This is a genomic window from Paludibacterium sp. B53371 (assembly GCF_018802765.1).
Classification (GTDB): Bacteria; Pseudomonadota; Gammaproteobacteria; order Burkholderiales; family Chromobacteriaceae; genus Paludibacterium.
Genome location: NZ_CP069163.1, coordinates 1084035 through 1101676, shown reverse-complemented (window position 1 = coordinate 1101676; position 17642 = coordinate 1084035). Strand labels below are relative to the sequence as shown.

The 17642-nt window shown below is 64.1% G+C and carries 17 protein-coding genes; 10 read left to right on the top strand and 7 right to left on the bottom strand.

What is annotated here, in order from left to right; genetic code table 11:
• The first annotated feature begins 32 nt into the window (after nucleotides 1–32).
• Both JNO51_RS05260 and JNO51_RS05255 read left to right on the top strand, forming a co-directional pair.
• Complete coding sequence (locus JNO51_RS05260; RefSeq protein WP_215781972.1) at nucleotides 33–920, top strand: LysR family transcriptional regulator; 888 nt, start codon at nucleotides 33–35, stop codon at nucleotides 918–920.
• 123 nt (nucleotides 921–1043) lie between these two features.
• Entirely contained in the window at nucleotides 1044–2075 is a 1032-nt protein-coding gene (locus JNO51_RS05255; RefSeq protein ID WP_215781971.1) for an alpha/beta fold hydrolase, read from the top strand.
• Here JNO51_RS05255 and JNO51_RS05250 read toward each other — a convergent pair.
• Entirely contained in the window at nucleotides 2044–3066 is a 1023-nt protein-coding gene (locus JNO51_RS05250; RefSeq protein ID WP_215781970.1) for an AraC family transcriptional regulator, read from the bottom strand. The genes JNO51_RS05255 and JNO51_RS05250 overlap by 32 nt on opposite strands.
• A gap of 126 nt (nucleotides 3067–3192) precedes the next feature.
• Between JNO51_RS05250 and JNO51_RS05245 the strand changes: the two genes are divergently transcribed.
• From JNO51_RS05245 to JNO51_RS05235, 3 genes are all read left to right on the top strand, one after another.
• Nucleotides 3193–3516 carry a hypothetical protein gene (locus JNO51_RS05245; RefSeq protein ID WP_215781969.1) on the top strand — a complete coding sequence of 108 codons (324 nt, stop codon included), beginning with the start codon at nucleotides 3193–3195 and terminating at the stop codon, nucleotides 3514–3516.
• 70 nt (nucleotides 3517–3586) lie between these two features.
• Nucleotides 3587–4108: a chalcone isomerase family protein gene (locus tag JNO51_RS05240; protein ID WP_215781968.1), complete on the top strand. Its 522-nt coding sequence runs from the start codon at nucleotides 3587–3589 to the stop codon at nucleotides 4106–4108.
• Nucleotides 4105–5319, top strand: a complete 1215-nt coding sequence (locus JNO51_RS05235) for an MFS transporter (protein WP_215781967.1) — start codon at nucleotides 4105–4107, stop codon at nucleotides 5317–5319. Before JNO51_RS05240 ends, JNO51_RS05235 begins: the two co-directional genes overlap by 4 nt.
• Here the strand turns inward: JNO51_RS05235 and JNO51_RS05230 are convergent.
• Nucleotides 5300–5692, bottom strand: coding sequence for a helix-turn-helix domain-containing protein (locus tag JNO51_RS05230; protein WP_215781966.1), 393 nt, complete (start codon nucleotides 5690–5692; stop codon nucleotides 5300–5302). The genes JNO51_RS05235 and JNO51_RS05230 overlap by 20 nt on opposite strands.
• Nucleotides 5693–5811: 119 nt before the next feature.
• Between JNO51_RS05230 and JNO51_RS05225 the strand changes: the two genes are divergently transcribed.
• Nucleotides 5812–6366, top strand: a complete 555-nt coding sequence (locus tag JNO51_RS05225) for a flavodoxin family protein (RefSeq protein ID WP_215781965.1) — start codon at nucleotides 5812–5814, stop codon at nucleotides 6364–6366.
• A gap of 68 nt (nucleotides 6367–6434) precedes the next feature.
• Here the strand turns inward: JNO51_RS05225 and JNO51_RS05220 are convergent, their stop codons facing one another.
• Together JNO51_RS05220 and JNO51_RS05215 are read right to left on the bottom strand one after the other, a co-directional pair.
• Entirely contained in the window at nucleotides 6435–7211 is a 777-nt protein-coding gene (locus JNO51_RS05220; protein ID WP_215781964.1) for an HAD-IIA family hydrolase, read from the bottom strand.
• Nucleotides 7208–7852: a TetR/AcrR family transcriptional regulator gene (locus tag JNO51_RS05215; protein WP_215781963.1), complete on the bottom strand. Its 645-nt coding sequence runs from the start codon at nucleotides 7850–7852 to the stop codon at nucleotides 7208–7210. Before JNO51_RS05215 ends, JNO51_RS05220 begins: the two co-directional genes overlap by 4 nt.
• Nucleotides 7853–7920: 68 nt before the next feature.
• Between JNO51_RS05215 and JNO51_RS05210 the strand changes: the two genes are divergently transcribed.
• From JNO51_RS05210 to JNO51_RS05195, 4 genes are read left to right on the top strand one after another with little or no spacing between them, the layout of a single operon-like run.
• The gene (locus JNO51_RS05210; protein ID WP_215781962.1) at nucleotides 7921–8814 is read left to right on the top strand and encodes a TolC family protein; all 894 of its coding nucleotides are present in this window, start codon (nucleotides 7921–7923) and stop codon (nucleotides 8812–8814) included.
• Nucleotides 8786–9349: a TolC family protein gene (locus JNO51_RS05205; protein WP_215781961.1), complete on the top strand. Its 564-nt coding sequence runs from the start codon at nucleotides 8786–8788 to the stop codon at nucleotides 9347–9349. The genes JNO51_RS05210 and JNO51_RS05205 overlap by 29 nt, the downstream gene beginning before the upstream one ends.
• Nucleotides 9346–10458, top strand: coding sequence for an efflux RND transporter periplasmic adaptor subunit (locus JNO51_RS05200; RefSeq protein WP_215781960.1), 1113 nt, complete (start codon nucleotides 9346–9348; stop codon nucleotides 10456–10458). Before JNO51_RS05205 ends, JNO51_RS05200 begins: the two co-directional genes overlap by 4 nt.
• Nucleotides 10455–13508 carry an efflux RND transporter permease subunit gene (locus JNO51_RS05195; RefSeq protein ID WP_215781959.1) on the top strand — a complete coding sequence of 1018 codons (3054 nt, stop codon included), beginning with the start codon at nucleotides 10455–10457 and terminating at the stop codon, nucleotides 13506–13508. The genes JNO51_RS05200 and JNO51_RS05195 overlap by 4 nt, the downstream gene beginning before the upstream one ends.
• A gap of 79 nt (nucleotides 13509–13587) precedes the next feature.
• Here the strand turns inward: JNO51_RS05195 and JNO51_RS05190 are convergent, their stop codons facing one another.
• The 3 genes from JNO51_RS05190 to JNO51_RS05180 form a co-directional block, all read right to left on the bottom strand.
• Nucleotides 13588–14430 (bottom strand): methylated-DNA--[protein]-cysteine S-methyltransferase, encoded by an 843-nt coding sequence (locus tag JNO51_RS05190; protein WP_215781958.1) that lies wholly within the window; start codon nucleotides 14428–14430, stop codon nucleotides 13588–13590.
• Nucleotides 14431–14526: 96 nt separating this feature from the next.
• On the bottom strand, nucleotides 14527–15402 hold the full coding sequence (gene kdsA / locus JNO51_RS05185) for a 3-deoxy-8-phosphooctulonate synthase (RefSeq protein ID WP_215781957.1): 876 nt from the start codon (nucleotides 15400–15402) through the stop codon (nucleotides 14527–14529).
• Nucleotides 15402–17483: a bifunctional diguanylate cyclase/phosphodiesterase gene (locus JNO51_RS05180; protein WP_215781956.1), complete on the bottom strand. Its 2082-nt coding sequence runs from the start codon at nucleotides 17481–17483 to the stop codon at nucleotides 15402–15404. Before JNO51_RS05180 ends, kdsA begins: the two co-directional genes overlap by 1 nt.
• Nucleotides 17484–17642: the final 159 nt, after the last annotated feature.

Below are 17642 nucleotides of genomic sequence, written 5' to 3'. Positions count from 1 at the left end.
ATTTCTTGGAATAGTTAATATCTGGAATCGTTATGTCAGTATCGTTAAGCGATCTGGCCTTGCTGATTGATGTCGCCGAACGCGGCAGCTTCAGCCAGGCGGCAGCACTGCGAGGCTGGTCACAGCCCCAGGTCAGCCAGCGCATCGCCGTGCTGGAGGCAGAGCTCGGTCACGCCCTGTTTCAGCGACATCGCCGCGGCGCCATCCCCACCGCCGCCTGCGAACAGTTTCTCGGTCCCGCCCGCCAGGCGCTGGCGGCATTCCGTCAGGGCCAGGAGGCGCTGCTGGCGGCGCCTCCCCTGCCGCGCATTCATCTCTCCTGCCTGCCCTCGCTGACCACGCCGGTGTTCGGACCGCTGCTGCTCCGACTGGTCGATGCCCCATTCGAGATTCGCTGCCATACCGATCACTCGCCGCAAATCATGCAAACCGTGCTGACCGGCGAGATCGATGTCGGCTTTGTACTGAAATGCCCGGCCATCGCCGGTGTCCAGGTAGAACCGCTGTGGCGCTCCCCCATCGTTCCGGTGGTCTCCCCCGATCATCCGCTGGCACGACAAGCGGCACCGCTCAAACTGGCTGATGTTGCCAACTATCGCATCGCGCCGCAGTACTGGGGACAGGCTTGCGAAGAGCTGATCCGCCGCCTCTGGCTGGTACGGCAGCACAGCAGCGCCATTCATGCCATCCAGCCCGCCTCGGCGGCGCGCGAGATGGCGTTCAGCCATGGCTTCCTGTCTTTCCTGCCCGAGCTGTCGGTGCGAGAGGACCTGAAAGCCGGTCGGCTGATCCGCCTGCAGATTCCGGAGCTGCCGGAATGGCTGTGGGAGGTCATGATGGCCTACCGCAGCGGCAAACGACCGTCGACTGCCAAGCAGACCGTGCTGGAAGCGGCTCGCGCCCTGGCGGCAGATGCCTGAGTCCTCACCTGTAAGCTGTCCGGCGGTCCTGAAACCGGCAACCGCATGTCCTCAATCCGGTTTCAGGTCGCCCGCAGGACCGGACCGGGGCAAGCTGAGCACTCCGTCATCAGGAGAGCCCTTATGCACAAATCCCTGCTCGCCCTGCTGACCCTGCTCTGGGTCAGCGCACTTTCCGCCGCGCCGGTCACCGGCATGCAAAGACTCACCCTGCCCGCCCAGGCACAGGCACGCAGCGCCGAGGCCGTGCTGTGGTATCCGGCCAGCAGCGACGCCCCAACGACACGCGTGGCGGACAATGCCGTGTTCATCGGCATTGACGTGGTCGAATCGGCCTCGCCCCTGCCGGGTCCCCACCCACTGGTCCTGCTGTCACATGGTTATGGTGGCAACTGGGCCAATGAAAGCTGGCTGGCCGCCGATCTGGTCCGCCAGGGCTATATCGTTGCGGCCGTCAACCATCCGGGAACCACCACTCGCCATATGGATCCCGCGATAGCGCGCACGTTGTGGCGCCGGCCACAGGACATCCGCCATCTGCTCGATACCTTGCTGGCGAATGCGCAATGGGCGCCGCGGATTGATCCGCAGCGTATCGCGGTCATTGGCCACTCGCTGGGCGGATGGACCAGCCTGGCACTGGCCGGGGCACGCTTCAGTCCGGAACGCATGGAGCAGGATTGTCAGCAGCACAAGGCGCTGATCGCCTGCCAGCTGTATCAGTCGCTGGCCATCGGCCAAACGCCGGTCGATCGCCAGGCGCTGGCGGCCCCCATGGACGACCCCCGCATCCGTGCCGCCGTGGCACTGGATCCAGGCGTGACCCGCGGCTTTACCCCGCAAAGTCTGCAGGGCCTGCACCGGCCTGTGCTGATTCTGGCGGCAGGTGGCGAGAATCCGGCCTTGCCGGCCGCCCTGGAGTCAGGCTATGTCGCGGCTAGTCTGCCAAGTGACAATCGACACTATCAGGTCATCGAGGATGCGCTGCATTACAGTTTCATGCAGGTGTGCCGCCCGGGGGGAAGTGAGCTGCTGGCACGCGAGCAGCCGGACGACAGCATCATCTGCCACGATGCCGGGGAGCGCCCGCGCGAGGCAATTCACCGCCAGGTCGCCGCCCTGATCAGCGCATTTCTGCAGCAGGCCCTGCGCTGAGGGATGCCTGACGCCGCCAGGCGCTGGGCGACATTCCGGTCTGCCGGGCAAATTCATGATTGAAATTGGACTTGGTGAGAAAACCGCTCGCCAGTTGGACCTCGGTGACCGGCATGGTTGTTTTGGACAACAACCGACAGGCTTCCGCAATGCGCAGACGGTTGATGTATTGCGAGACATGACAACCACTTACCCGATTGACCGCCTGCGACACCTGGCGCGGCGAACGCCCCAGTTTGCGCGCCAGTCGCTGCAGGGTCAGCTCGCCGTCGCAGTACAGCCGCTGCTGCTGCATCAGTTGCGCCAGCGCGGCCATCAGCGCCTGATCATCCGGCGCCGGCGATGCCTCCACAGGCGAACGGCCGGCATCCTCGCTCAGCACCTCGCTCGGACGCAAACGATCCAGCATCAGCATCAGGCCACTGCTGAGCAACAACATCAGCAGATTGGCGGCACTGACCACACGCAGGGCATGCTCGCCATGGGCGAAACCAAAATCCAGCGCCAGCACCAGATCGGTCAGCCCCGAGATCAGCAACATACCACCGGCCAGACTGGCCAGACCCTGCGCCTGACGCGTACTTTCCAGCCGCACGCCGGCAAACTCACCCTTGGTTGCCAGCCACAACAAGGCCAGCCCATAGGCAGAAAACTGCAGCGCCAGCGAGGCATCCAGCAGGGGACGCCAGAACCAGGCCTGAAAGGCAATCAGCAGCACCGGTATGCCATGCAGCCAGCGCGGGCGTTCCGGCGCGGCAAAAGCCACCCAGGCCAGGGGCGGCAGAGTCGCCGCCACCATGGAGCGCCAATGCCAGACCAGCACCGAGGCCGTGCTCCAGCGCCACCCCACCATGACGGAGGACAGCGCACAGGCGGCGATAAACCACAGCACGGCCGGGTTGACCGCCTCATGCCGGCGCCCCAGCCACAAACGCAGCAACACCAGGATTTGCAAAAGCGCCAACACAAAGGGCAAAGGAAGCGATGCCATCGTTGCAGATTCCACACCATGGTCAATGACATAATCATGCTACCACCGCCGCGGACCCGCTTCCATCCAACTTCCCGTCCAGATGGACGACTGGTATGCTGCCGTCCCGTTCACACAGAGCCCCGCATGCCCTATCCCCTTACCCCCCTCTACGGTTTCTCCGGACAGGCCGGCAGCCTGCTGGAAGTCAAACGACTCGACGTGCCGTCCACGGCGGCGCCCTCGGCACGTTTCTTCTGGCTGTGGCGTCCGGCTGGCGGACAATGGCAAGTCCTGACCTTTCTCGCCATGCAAACTGAGCCCGGACAATATCGACACTTTGCCGAAGGCGAACTCTGGTTTGATGCGCAGCAGGCGCGCTGGCAATCTCCCGGGCTGAACTGCATCTTGCCCGCTGCCCTACCCTCCGGCTGGCAAGACGAGGTCTGGTCCGCCATTACCGATCAGTAACTTTTACTACCGGTCAGTAGACTTCTCCCTGTCCGCTTTGTATGCTGAAACAAAACGGAGGATCTCGCGGATGAAAAAAATCTTGCTGGCGATCTGCTGCTTCTGGGCGCTGACGTCCTCGGCAGCCATGGACGTCAGCGCGCTACTGCCTGACGCCCGGATGACCGGGCGCGGCGAATTCCGTTATTTCGGCTGGCTGATTTATGACGCGACCTTGTATGCCCCACAGGGACAATACCGGCCGGGTCAGCCCTTTGCGCTGACGCTGCGCTATCACCGCCAGATCAGTCGTCAGCAACTGGCTGACAGCAGCATCGAGGAAATCACCCGGCTCTATCCGCAGAAATACCACCGCGAACGCCTGGCCACCTGGCGCGAGCGTCTGCTGCAAGCCCTGCCCGACGTCCGCCCTGGCGATCAGTTGACCGGCGTGTACGAGCCGGAAAAGGGCTGTCGTTTTTTCAATCAACAGCAGTTGATTTCGCGCATCGATGATCCGGAACTGGCACGCGCCTTCTTTGACATCTGGCTTTCCCCTGCCACGCGTGATCCGCCATTGCGCCAGCAACTACTCGGCAGTCGCACGCCATGAACCGCTGGGCGGGACTGCGCTACGGGCTGATGGGTCTGCCTCTGGCCATGGTGGCGCTGCCGGTCTATCTGCAATTGCCGCGCTACTACAGTACGGCACTGGGTCTGCCGGTCGCGGCGCTGGGCATCTGGCTGATGATGGCGCGCAGCTGGGACACGCTGCAGGATCTGTGGCTGGGTGCCTGGCTGGCCACCATGGCCGGCAAAGGCCGTCTGAACCGGCTGCGCCATCTGGCGGCCGGCCTGATGATGGGCAGTTTCGTCGGCCTGTGGTTTCCGCCGCTGCGCGGCGAGGCCTTGCTGCCGTGGTTCGGTTTGATGCTGGCGATGTGCTACAGCAGCCATAGTGTGCTGAACATTTGCCTGCTGGCACAGGGCAGTGCCCTGCCCGCGGCACGACAGCTGCAGGCGGCCGCCTGGCGCGAGGGCTGCGGACTGCTCGGCGTCATCCTGATGAGTCTGGCTTCTCCCTGGCTGACGGCGACCACCGCCCTCTCCCCCTGGGTGCGACTCGCGGCAGTCCTGCTCTGCGCACTCAGCCTGCTCGCCTCGCTTTACTGGCCGGCCGCCGATGCGGCGCTTTCCGCGCCGACGCGCACCGACTGGCGCCTGCCCTGGCGCAACCCGGCATTTCGCCGCCTGCTACTGCCCTGTGGCTGCAATGCCCTGGCCGGCGCGATCGCCGGGACTCTGGCGCTGTTCTTCATTGAAGACCGTCTGGCGCTCGCCGGTTCGGCGGGCTGGCTGCTGGGCAGCTACTTTCTGGCCGGGGCACTCGGCATGCCGCTGTGGATACGCCTGAGTCAGCGCTGGGGCGCACTGCAGGCATGGCGGCTGAGCATGTGGCTGGCCATTGCCGGCTTCCTCGGTGCCATGGGGCTGCAGGCAGGACAGGTCTGGATCTACTGGCTGATCTGCCTGCTGACCGGGCTGACCCTGGGTGCCGATCTGATGCTGCCGCCATTGCTCATCGGTCAGCAGGTCCCCGCCACCGAACACCACGCCGGCTACTTTGGCCTCTGGAGCCTGCTCGGCAAGCTGGCCCTGGCAGGCAGCGCACTCAGTCTGCCGCTGCTGGCACTGGCCGGCTATCAGCCCGGGCAGCCGGGGCCGCAGGCACTGAGCATCGCCTATGCCGGACTACCCTGCCTGCTCAAGGCCATGGCCTTGCTGTCCCTGCCCGGCAAGCCCCTCAGGCATTCTGCAGATTGAGGCGGTCATATTCGCGCTGTGCGGCCAGCACCGCCTGAATATTGTGTTCGGCCCAGTGCGACAGCGAGGCAAAGGTATCGGACAGCGTGCGGCCCAGCGGCGTGAGTGCGTACTCAACCGTCACTGGCACCGTGGCGAACACCTTGCGGGTGATCAGACCGTCCCGCTCAAGTTTTTTCAGCGTCTGCGACAGCACCTTCTGCGAGATCCCCTCGACATCGCGGCGCAGTTGGTTAAAGCGCACGCTGCCCGGACGCAGGCGTTCCATGATCAGTACCGACCATTTGTCCGCCAGGCGGTCCAGCACCATGCGGGCCGGACAATGCTGGCTGAACACGTTATAGGACAGACAGGACGAGGCACTTTCGCTCATGGGGTGGTTTCCTCAAAGTAACTAAATCACACACAAGTGCCTTCTTGGCTACCTGGTATTCAAAAGATACCATGCTGACAAACCGCTGAATACCCGGCGGCCAACCAAAAGGAGCAAACATGAGCAAGCAAGTTGTCGTGTACTTTTCCGGCTACGGCCATACCCGCCGTGTTGCCGAAGCGGTTGCCGAAGGCGCACAAGCCAGCCTGATCGCCATCGATGGCGAAGGCAATGTGCCGGAAGCCGCCTGGGAACAACTGGCTGCCGCCGATGCCATCATCTTCGGTGCGCCAACCTACATGGGCACCGTGCCGTGGCAGTTCAAGAAGTTCGCCGATGCCACCTCCAAGGTCTGGTTCACCCGTGGCTGGCAGGACAAGGTTTTTGGCGGCTTCACCAACAGCGCCAGCCTGAACGGTGACAAGCAAGTCACCCTGATCACCCTGCAAACCCTGGCCTCGCAGCATGGCGGCATCTGGGTCAGCCTGGGCCTGTCGCCGTCCAATACCAAGGCCGCAACCCGCAATGACGTCAACAATCTGGGTGGCTCGGTCGGCCTGCTGGTGCAAAGCCCGGCAGACGCCAGCGTCGAGGAAGTGCCGCAAGGCGACCTGGAGACCGCCCGTCAGTATGGCGCCCGCGTCGCCGCCGTGACCCAGCGCCTGCGCGGCTGAAACGGCTGAACGCAACGGGGCCGGCGCGGGCATCTCCCGCGCCGGCCCCGTTGTCCTGTCGGCCATGGTCAGAGTGTCAAGGGATCAATCTCGGCCACACTATTGAAGATATAGTCCGGCTGATAGGGGAAGTGCTCGACCGACTCGCGGGTCGACACCCCCGACAGCACCAGCGCCGTCCACATCCCGGCCTCCAGCCCGCCGACGATATCGGTATCCATGCGGTCACCGATCATCACCGCCTCTTCCGGATGCACACCCAGCTTGCGCGTCGCCAGCATCATCATCAGCGAATTCGGCTTGCCGACAATATAGGGCTTCTTGCCGGTCGCGGCGGAAATCGCCGCCAGCAAAGTACCGGCAGCCGGCTCGTAACCGCCTTCGACCGGATCGATCATGTCCGGATTGGTACCGATGAACTTGGCCCCCTGATCGATAAAACGCACCGCCTTCTTGATCTGCTCGAAGCTGAAGGTTTGCGACTTGGCCACCACCACATAATCCGGATGGGATTCGGAGATCGAAAAACCGACGTTGTACAGCTCGTTGATCAAACCGCCGCCACCGACCACATAGGCAGTGGGCTGCGCCTTGCGCGTCTGGCTCTTGAGAAACATCGCGGTGGCCATGGCGCTGGTAATGAAGTTGTCTTCGGTCAGTCCGCTGATCCCCAGCCCTTCCAGCTTGAGTTTCAGATCCAGCGGCGTTTGCTCGGCATTGTTGGTGAGAAACAGAAAGGGCGTCTTGCCCTCCACCAGCCGGGTGACAAACTCGCGTGCACCGGGAATCAGTTGCTTGCCGCGATAAATCACGCCATCCATGTCGGAAATGATGCTTTTTGTCATTGTTCACCCTTTGGCGCGCCATAAGCACGCAGAAAAAAATCCACATTGGCCTGCAGCAGACGGGCATCGTCCCCGGCACTCGGCCCCGGCAAGCCCAGCATCAGCCGGCAGTGCCCGCTGCCAAGATACAGACTGAGAAACTGATCGGCCGCCTGCAGCGGATCCTCGATCAGCAGGCTGCCCGCGCGTGCGCACGCCTGCAGATAAGTGGCCAGATGAGAGACCACTTTCTCCGGGCCCTGGCGATAAAACGCCTGGCAGGCTTCCGGATTGGTGGTTGCGGCGGCAATCATCATGCGCTGATGGCAAACCACGTCTTCCGCGCGGATCAGTTGCAAAAACCCCTCCGCCACCTGCATCAATACCCGGCGCGGCGCCAGCGGGTCGGCGCTGTCCAGCCGCTCGACACCGAAGGCGGCGTCGGTCCGCAGGCTGACTGCAGCCTCGAAGAGCGCCTCCTTGCTGGGAAAATAGCGATATATCGTGACTTTCGACACGCCGGAGGCATGCGCCACCCCCTCCATGCTGGTGCGCTCGTAACCGTGCAGTCTGAACTGTTCCTGCGCCGCCTCCAGCACTTTGCGCATGCGTTCCGGATCACGCGGGCGACCGCGCTTGCCGGCAGATTGACTTGCTTCCATTTTCTTTACTTGACCGTTCAGTAAATAATTTCTACTATCCACTCTACATGTAAAACCGGAATCGCAGGATGTTCAAGCTCAAATACTCCGCCTATTGTGGCAGCTTGTCGGCCGTTTTGCTGCCCGTGCTGCTCACTAGCTGTGCCCTGCCCCCGCCAGCACGTGATCTGCACAACCTCACGCCGCAAGGGACTTACCGTCAGGCGACGCCCCCGGACGAGCACATCCCGGCAAGCGAAGCCGCCTGGTGGGCACAGTTCGATGATCCACGCCTGCTGCAGCTGATCGAGCACGCCCAGCAGGCCAACCCGGATATCCTCATCGCCCTGCAGCGGGTACAGGAAGCACGCGCCGGCATGCGTGCCGCCCTGGGCGCCACCGTGCCCTCTCTGTCGCTGGCCGCCAGTGCCAGCGACAGCAGCAGCGGCCTGCCCGACCCCGTCAAACAGGGGGTGCCCGACACCCGCAATCGCACTGTCGGCCTGGACACCCGCTGGGAAATCGACCTGTCCGGCGCCTTGCGCGAGCAGTATAGTGCGGCGCAGCATGATGCCCTGGCCGCCGACTGGGGTGTGCGCGGGGCCCAGTTGATGGTCAAGGGAGAGGTCGCGCGCCAGTACTTCCTCTGGCAAGGCGCCCTGGCGCGGCAAAGCCTGCTGCAACAAATCATTCAGCGGCAGGAACAACAACTGGCGCTGCTGCAATTGCGGCTGGATGCCGGGCTGGCAAGCCCCCTGCAGCGCGACCAGCTGGCGGCGGCGCTGAACAGCCAGCGTGCCGAGCTGCCGGCGCTGCACAGTCTGCAAATGGCCTGCGAAAACCATCTTGCCGTCCTGCTGGGTCAGTCGCCCAGTCAGCCCCGGCCTGACCGCTACCCTGCCCGCGCTCTCCCCGGGACTGCCGGCAGAGCTGCTGCGCCGCCGTCCCGATCTGATGGCCGCCGAGCACAAGCTGCGTGCTGAAGGCGCCCGGCTGGATCAGGCCTATGCCAACCAGTGGCCGAAACTCTATCTCGACGCCCTGTTCGGTCGTGAAGCACTGACCCTCAACAATGTGAGCCAGGTGCCAGTGCGCTTCAGCCAGATCGGCCTGACCTTTACCCTGCCGATTTTCAGCGGCGGGCGTATCCAGGCGGCCATCGATGCCCAGACCGCACGCGAACAGACTGCCTGGCTGGACTACCGGCGGCAGATCCTTGCCGCACTGGAAGACGTGGAAAACAGCCTGACGCTGCGCCAGGACGAGGCACGCCGGCTGCACGCCCTGACCCAGGCCAGCGAAGCGCAGAACAGCGCACGCCATCGCGCCGATGCCTTGCTGGCCGAAGGTCAGATCGATCAGTCTGGCTGGCTGGATACCGAACGCGCCCGGCTGGCCGCCGAGCTGGCCCGAACCGACAGTCTGGTACAGGCCAAACTCGACCTGATCCAGCTCTACAAAGCCATGGGTGGCGGCTGGCCGGCCACCGCCCCAAGCAAAGGAAGCCCGCAATCATGACGTCCCGTTATTTTGCTCTGGGTCTGCTGACCCTGCTGAGTGCCTGCGGGCGCCATGAAACCACCGCGCCGCCAGCGCAAACGGTGCTGGTCAGCCGCATCGGCGACGCAAACAGCACGCAAAGCCAGGTGTTTGCAGCCAGCCTGCAGGCCCGTACCCGCAGTGATCTGGCCTTCCGGGTCGGTGGTACGGTGCTGCGACGGCTGGTGGAGACCGGTCAGCGTGTACACGCAGGTCAGGTGCTGGCCGAACTGGACCCGGCGGACTACCGACTGGGCCTGGCGGCTGCCCGCGCGCAATGGCAGAGCATTGGCGCGGAAGCCAGCCAGGCGGCGGCCGACCAGGCACGCTTTACCCGTCTGCAGGGCACCGGCGCCGTGGCAGCAGCCGATGCCGAGCGCCAGCGCAGTCGCGCCAGCGCCACGCAAGCTCAGCGCCAACAGGCCGAAAGCCAGCTGGCCCTGGCGCAACGCAACCTGGACTACACCCAGCTGCGCGCGCCCTACGATGGCGTCATCACCGCTCAGCATGTCGAAGCCGGCCAGGTCATTGCCGCCGGCCAGCCGGTGCTGAGCATCGCCCGGCCGGAGGAACTGGAAATCGTGGCCGATCTGCCGGAAACCGTGGCGGCACAAGCCGCCCGGGCGCAGGCCAGTGCCACGCTGTGGGGCGACCAGGGCGGGCCGGTTCAGCTGGTACTGCGGACGCTGGCACCTCAGGCCAGCCAGCCTGCGCGCACCTTCGAGGCCAGTTATCGCCTGAGCCGTGTCGATGCCGCGCGTCGTGCCGGCTGGACGCTGGGGCAAAGCGCCGAACTGACCTTGCACTGGCCACAACCCGGCACCTCGGTCCTGCTGCCGGCCGGTGCGCTGCTGAACAACCATGATGGCCCGGCAGTCTGGCTGGTCAATGAGGATGGCCAGACCATCCGGCGTCAGCCGGTGGTGGTGCTGAACTGGGGCAGCGAAGCCGTGCGCGTACAGGGGCTCCAGCCAGGACAACGTGTGGTCAGCGCCGGGGTACAGAAACTGGACGCCCGCAGCCGCATCCGGCCCGTCGAGCGCAGTGGCAGTGGCTTGCAACTGGATCAGGCCGGGAGCGGGTCATGAGATCGTTCAACCTGTCTGCCTGGGCGGTCACCCACCGTCCGATGGTGCTGTTCCTGCTCATCATCACCTTGCTGGCCGGGGTGTTCTCCTTTTCCCGCCTGGGGCGGCTGGAAGACCCGATCTTCAATGTACCGGTCATGACCGTGGTGGTGGCCTGGCCGGGCGCCAGTGCCCGCGAGGTGCAGGATGAGGTGCTCAACCGCATCGAACGGCAACTGCAGGGCATCGATGGCGTCGACTATATCCGCAGCTATGCCCGCCAGGGCTTTGGCGGCATCACGCTCAACATGAAAGGCGGCACGTCGAGCCAGGACCTGGATCGTGCCTGGTACCAGGCGCGCAAGAAGGTCGGCGATATCCGCGACAGCTTGCCGGCCGGCGTGCGCGGCCCGTTCTTCAACGATGAATTCACCGATGTCTACAGCGTGCTGTATGCCGTGAGCGCCCCGGACCTGAGCCCGGCCGAGCTGCACGAGCAGGCAGCCGACATTCAACGCGCCCTGCAGCGTGTCGACGGCGTCAACAAGGTCGACATTCTCGGCAGTCAGGATGAAAAGGTGTATGTCGACTTCTCCAGCCGCCGTCTGGCCGGTCTCGGACTGTCGCCGCAGCAGTTGATGGACACGCTGGATGGCCATTTGCGCCTCGCCCCGGCCGGCCTGGCGGAAAACCGCAGTGACCGAATTTATCTGCGCCCCGATGCCCCCTTGCACAGCGCGACAGAGGTGGCGGCACTGCCGGTTCAGGCCGGCGCTCGCCAGTTGCGCCTGGGCGATGTTGCCCGCGTACACAGTGGCTATGCCGACCCGCCATCATTCACCATCCGCCACAATGGCCAGCCCGTACTCGCCATCGGGGTCACCATGAGCCGCAACGGCAATATCCTGCAGCTCGGCAAGGCGCTGGATGCCCAGTTGCAACAGATCCGTGCCGGTCTGCCGGCAGGGGTCAGCATCGAGCAATACGCTGACCAGCCCAAGGTGGTGGAAGAATCCGTCTGGGAGTTCGAGCGCTCCTTCCTGGAGGCCCTGGCCATCGTGCTGGCGGTGTCGTTCTTCTTCCTCGGCTGGCGCACCGGCATCGTGGTGGCCGCCTCGGTGCCCCTGGTGCTGAGCCTGGTAGCCGTGGTGATGGCCGCGTGTGGCTGGCCGCTGGATCGCATCTCGCTCGGCGCCCTGATCATCGCGCTCGGCCTGCTGGTGGACGACGCCATCATCGCTGTGGAAATGATGGTGGTGAAAATGGAACAAGGCTGGAACCGCTTCAAAGCCGCCACCTTCGCCTACACCTCGACCGCCTTTCCCATGCTGACCGGTACCCTGGTCACCGTGGCCGGCTTCATGCCGGTCGGCTTTGCCCGATCGATTGCCGGCGAATACGCCGGCGGTATCTTCTGGATTGTCGGGCTGGCGCTGATCACCTCCTGGCTGGTGGCGGTCATCTTCACGCCCTATCTGGGCGTGATGCTGCTGCCCAACGCCAAACCCCATGCCGGCGGCCACCACGATGCCTACGATACCCCGCTGTATCGCCGGGCCCGGCGCATCGTCGACTGGGCCGTGACGCATCGCCGTACGGTCATGATCGGCACCGGCCTGCTGTTCGTGACTGCACTGGCAGGCATGGGGCTGGTGCAGCAGCAGTTCTTCCCCACCGCCTCCCGTACCGAGCTACTGGTGGAGTTTCGTCTGCGCGAGGGCGCCTCCTTCGCCGCCACCCAGCGGGACGTGATGCAACTGGAACAGATCCTCAGACAGGACAAGGATGTCGAGCACTACACCGCCTACACCGGCGCCGGCTCGCCGCGATTCTTTCTGTCCCTGTCGCCCGAGCTGCCCGATCCGGGTTACGCCCAGTTCGTCATCCAGACGCGAGACATCCAGGCGCGAGAGGCCCTGCGCCGCAGATTGCAGCAGCGACTGAACCAGGACCCGGCCTTTGCTGACGCGCGCAGCCGGGTATTGCGGCTGGAGTTCGGCCCGCCGGTCGGCTTCCCGGTGCAATTCCGCGTCATCGGCCCGGATACCGCCCAGGTGCGTGCCATTGCCTACCAGGTGCGGGACATCGTGCGGCAAAGCCCACTGGTGTACGACACGCAGCTGGAATGGAACGAGCTGGTGCGCACTCAGCGTCTGAAGATCGACCGCCAGCGCGCCAGCCAGCTCGGCCTGAGCCAGGCGGATATCGCCAATTTGCTGCAAGTCTCACTGGAAGGGGCGCCCGTCAGCCAGATCCGCCGCGGCGAGGACTTGATCGATGTCGTGCTGCGCGGCGATGCCCATGACCGCCGGGCACTGGAACACCTGCAGGACATTCGGCTGACCACACGCAGTGGTCAGGTCATCCCGCTTTCCCAGGTGGCGCAGGTGGTGCCGGCCTTCGAGGAACCGGTGCTGTGGCGCCGCAATCGCGAGATGGCCCTGACGGTGCGCAGCGAAGCGGCGGACGGGGTACAAGCGCCTTACGCCTCGGAGAAAATCTGGCCACAGCTGCAACCGCTGATCAGCAAACTGCCGCCCGGCTATCGAATCGAGGCCGGCGGCGCGATCGAGGAAAGCAACAAGGCCAACAAGGCACTGTTTGCCATTTTCCCGCTGATGTTCCTCGCCATGCTGCTGATCCTGATGGTGCAGCTGCAGAGCTTTGCCCGCATGATGATGGTCTTCCTGACCGCCCCGCTCGGCCTGATCGGCGTGGTGCCGGCGCTGCTGATCTTCAACGCACCATTCGGTTTTGTGGCGCTGCTGGGGGTGATTGCCCTGGGCGGCATGATCATGCGCAACTCGGTGATTCTGGTGGATCAGATCGACCAGGACATCGAGCACGGCACCCCGGCCTGGCAAGCGATTGTCGGCGCCACCATCCGCCGCTCGCGCCCGGTGATCCTCACGGCGGCAGCGGCCATTCTGGCGATGATTCCGCTGGCCGGCAGCGTCTTCTGGGGACCGATGGCCATGGCCATCATGGGCGGGCTGATCGCCGCCACCGCGCTGACCCTGGTATTCGTCCCGGCACTCTACGCCAGCTGGTTCCGCATCCAGCGTCCGTAATCCCCCACATACCCCACGGGGTCAGGTCTTTCATGTTGCATCTTGATGCAGCATGAAAGACCTGACCCCGTTGCTGCATTCAGTCTGCAAACTGTGCCGCCTCCCAGGCCAGTATGGCCTGCTTGCGCTCACTGCCCCAGCGGTAGTGGCCGACATCACCGCTGGCACGGATGACGCGGTGACAAGGGATCAGATAACCGATCTGGTTGGCTGCCAGCGCACTCCCTACGGCCCGGCTGGCCGACGGTGTCCCGATGCACCCGGCCAGTTGGCCATAGGACAACACCTGTCCGGGGGGGAGCGCCAGCAGCGCTTCCCATACTTTGATCTGGAAGTTGGTCCCGCGCAGCACCAGGTGCAGCGTGCCACGCTGCGGGATTTGCGCAAACACGCGCCCCAGCCAGTCGGCTGCCTGCGCGTCGTCGCGCTGCAGACGGGCTGCCGGCCATTGCGCCTGCAGCACCGCCTCGGACACCGCGGCGGGCGCTTCGGCAAAGGCCAGATGGCACAGGCCGTGCGCACTCCAGGCCAGCAAGGCAGCCCCAAAGGGAGATGCCCCCCAGCCCCAGCCCAGGGTCAGCCCCTGCCCGCCACGCTGGATATCCCCCGGGGTCAGCGCCTCACAATGCAACACCAGTTCGTGCAAGCGGCTCGGGCTGCTCAGGCCAACCGCCTGCGCGGTCTGCAGCACGTCGGCGCCCCGGGCCAACTGCGCCAGGGCGTGTTGCTTGGTCAGTGACTGCAGAAAACGCTTGGGCGAGACCCCGGCCCACTCGGCAAACAAACGCTGCAGGTGGTATGGACTCATATGCACCGCCTGAGCCAGATCGGACAGTGAGGGCTGCGCCAGCCGGTGCTGGTGCAAATAGCGGATGGCGCGCTCAATCAGCGCATAGTGGCGGGCATCTGTATCGACTGACATGGTGCAATCCCTGGAACCCGGAAGGTGACGCAGTCAGTATGCACGGCGGGACAGAACGGTGCATTCCGCTTATTGCGGAGTGCACCGTCTGCCGAATCAGATCTTCAGCGGGGCGAAGGACTTGACCAGATCGTCGATGGCCTTGATCTGCGCCAGGAAGGGTTCGAGCTGATCGAGCGGCAAGGCACTCGGGCCATCGCACTTGGCCTGGTCCGGATCCGGATGCGCCTCAAGGAACAGACCGGCCAGCCCCACGGCCATACCGGCACGCGCCAGCTCGGCCACCTGTTCGCGACGACCACCGGAGGCGGCGGCGCCCGATTCGCGCTTTTGCAGGGCATGGGTGACGTCGAAAATCACCGGCAGATTCTGGCTGACCTGCTTCATCACGCTGAAGCCCAGCATGTCGACCACCAGATTGTCGTAGCCAAAGCAGGTACCACGGTCACACAGAATCAACCGGGGATTACCGGCCTCGATGAATTTCTCCACGATATTGCCGATTTGCGACGGGCTGAGGAACTGCGGCTTCTTGATGTTGATCACCCGGCCGGTCTTGGCCATGGCAACCACCAGATCGGTCTGGCGGGCCAGGAAGGCCGGCAACTGGATCACGTCGGCCACTTCCGCCACCGGCTCACATTGCCACGGCTCATGCACATCGGTGATCACCGGCACGCCAAAGGTCTCCTTCACCGCCTGCAGGATCTTCAGCCCTTCTTCCATGCCCGGACCTCGGTAGGAGTGGATCGACGAGCGATTGGCCTTGTCGAAGCTGCCCTTGAAGACATAAGGAATGCCGAGCTTCTGCGTCACACGCACGTACGCTTCGGCAGACTTGAGCGCCAGATCGCGCGACTCCAGCACGTTGACGCCGCCGAACAGCACGAACGGACCCTGGTTGCTGACAGTGATTTGCGGGGTGATCGAAACCTTGGACACGATGATTCCTTTGCTTGAAAACAGCGCCATCATACAACCGGAGGCTGCCAGAGGAGAAATTGTTCCAGTGGCATGGGACGCGCCAGGACATAACCCTGCACCAGATCACAATCGTTCTCGCGCAGCCAGGCCAGCTCTTGCGGGGTTTCCGCGCCCTCGGCCACCACGCTCAGCCCCAGTTCGTGGCAGAGCAGAATGGTCGAGCGCACGATGGCGGCATTCTTCGGTGTCGCGTCGATGGCATCGACAAACACCCGGTCGATTTTCAGCTCATGCACCGGCAGAGTCTTGAGATAGGCCAGCGAGGCCTGGCCGGAACCGTAATCATCGATTGACAGCTTGACACCGAGGCTGGCGAGCTGATCAAGCAGCGCCAGCGCCTGTGCCGGGTCTTCCATCAAGGCACTCTCGGTGATCTCCAGACACAGGGCCGACGGCGGCAGGCCATGCCGCTGCAACAGCGACGCCACCAGCCCGGCCAGCGCCGGATTGAGCAGGTCATGGGTTGACAGATTGACCGCCGGCACGATCTGCCGCCCGGCACGATGCCAGTCGGCGGCCTGTGCCAGCACCTGATCCAGCAGCCATGGCGTGATCTCGCGAATGAAGCCGGTTTGCTCGGCAAAAGGAATGAACAGGCCGGGCGGGACCATGCCGCGTTGTGGGTGCTGCCAGCGCAACAGGGCTTCGGCCGCCGTCATGCGACCGGTACGCAGATCGAACTTGGGCTGATAAAACACCACGAATTCTCCCCGGTGCAAGGCATCGCGCATCTCGCCGATCAGGGACAACTGCGCATGCACCGGTTCCTCGCCCACTTCGCTGTAGCTCAGGCAGCTTTGCCGCCGCACCTTGGCGCGCCGTGCCGCCAGTTCGGCGCGGCGCAACAGCGTCGAGGCATCCTGGCCATCCTCGGGGTACAGGGCAATGCCCAGTGCCCCCTCGACATCCAGCCGCTGCCCCTCCAGCACCAGCGGGGTACGCAGCAGCAGCGCCATCTGTTCACCCATGGCGCGCGCCGCAGCCAGATCGCCATCGGGCAGCAACAACGCAAACTGATCGGCCCACAGCCGAACCAGCAGTTGCTCCTCCTCCAGCAAGGCAGATAGTCGCAGGCCGATCTCGCGCAGCAGTCGGTCGCCGATCTGCTGCCCCAAGGCATGATTGATGAGGGCAAAACGATTGAGGTCGAACACCAGGACGGCCCCCCGGCTGTCTGCCGGCAAGCGCTGGAAACGCTCGATAAAGCGCGTCCGGTTGGGCAAACCGGTCAGGTCATCCTCATAGGCCAGTCGCAAGATGCGGGCCTCACGACTGGAAAGTGCGTCACGCATCGACAGCAAGGCGCGCAACAGCTTGCCAATTTCGTCACGCCCCCCCGCCGGTACGGCGCGGTGCAGGTCACCCAGGGCAATGGCTTCGGCCACCCCGACCGCCTCGTTGATCGGCCGGGTCAGGCTGCGTGCCATGCGCCAGGCCAGCCACATGCCCAGCAGCAAGGCCCCGAGGGACAGCGAAACCACCAGTTTGCGCGCCAGTGACTCTGCCTGATGCAACTGCCACAGCTCTTGACGCATCCTTTGTTGCTGACGCGCCGCCAGGGCCGCGGTCTCACCCAGCAGTGCGTTCAGTGACTGCCTGGTGGCGCTGTCAAACTGCTGTCTGGCCTGATCGGGCCCTTCAAGCTCAATCAGATTGACGGTCTGGTAGAAGCGGTCGTTGTACTGGCGCCGCAGCACCTTGATACGGGTCAGTTGCGCCTGCTCGGCTTCTGGCGCATGACTCGCCGCATCGTTGACGATCTTGTCGAGCCGCGAAATCGCCAGATCGGCGGCTTCCAGCTCGCTATCCATCTGCTGATACAGGCCAATGCGCCGCTCCCGGTCGGTGGTCTGCAGCAATTGCAGCAATTGATTGGCGGCCACCAGGGCGTGCTGATCCGCCACCTGTGCCAGGTATTGCTTTTGTACCTGCACATCGACCAGCGACTGAGTGGACTCTGCCAGGCGAGTGAGCCGGGACAGTGAGACAGCGGCCACCATGCCGAGCAGGGCCAGCAACAAGGCAAAGGCCAGAGACAGGCGTACACCGATACGCAGCGAACTCAACATGAAACGGGCATCCCTGGGTGCCTCCCTCATCAGGACTGGACGATGACGATCTCTTCATCTTATGCAATATTGATGGCCACGACAGCCCTGACCGACCAGAACAGGCAGGCATGCTGCATAAACCACCCTGATCATGAATCAGCCATTTATGTTGCAATA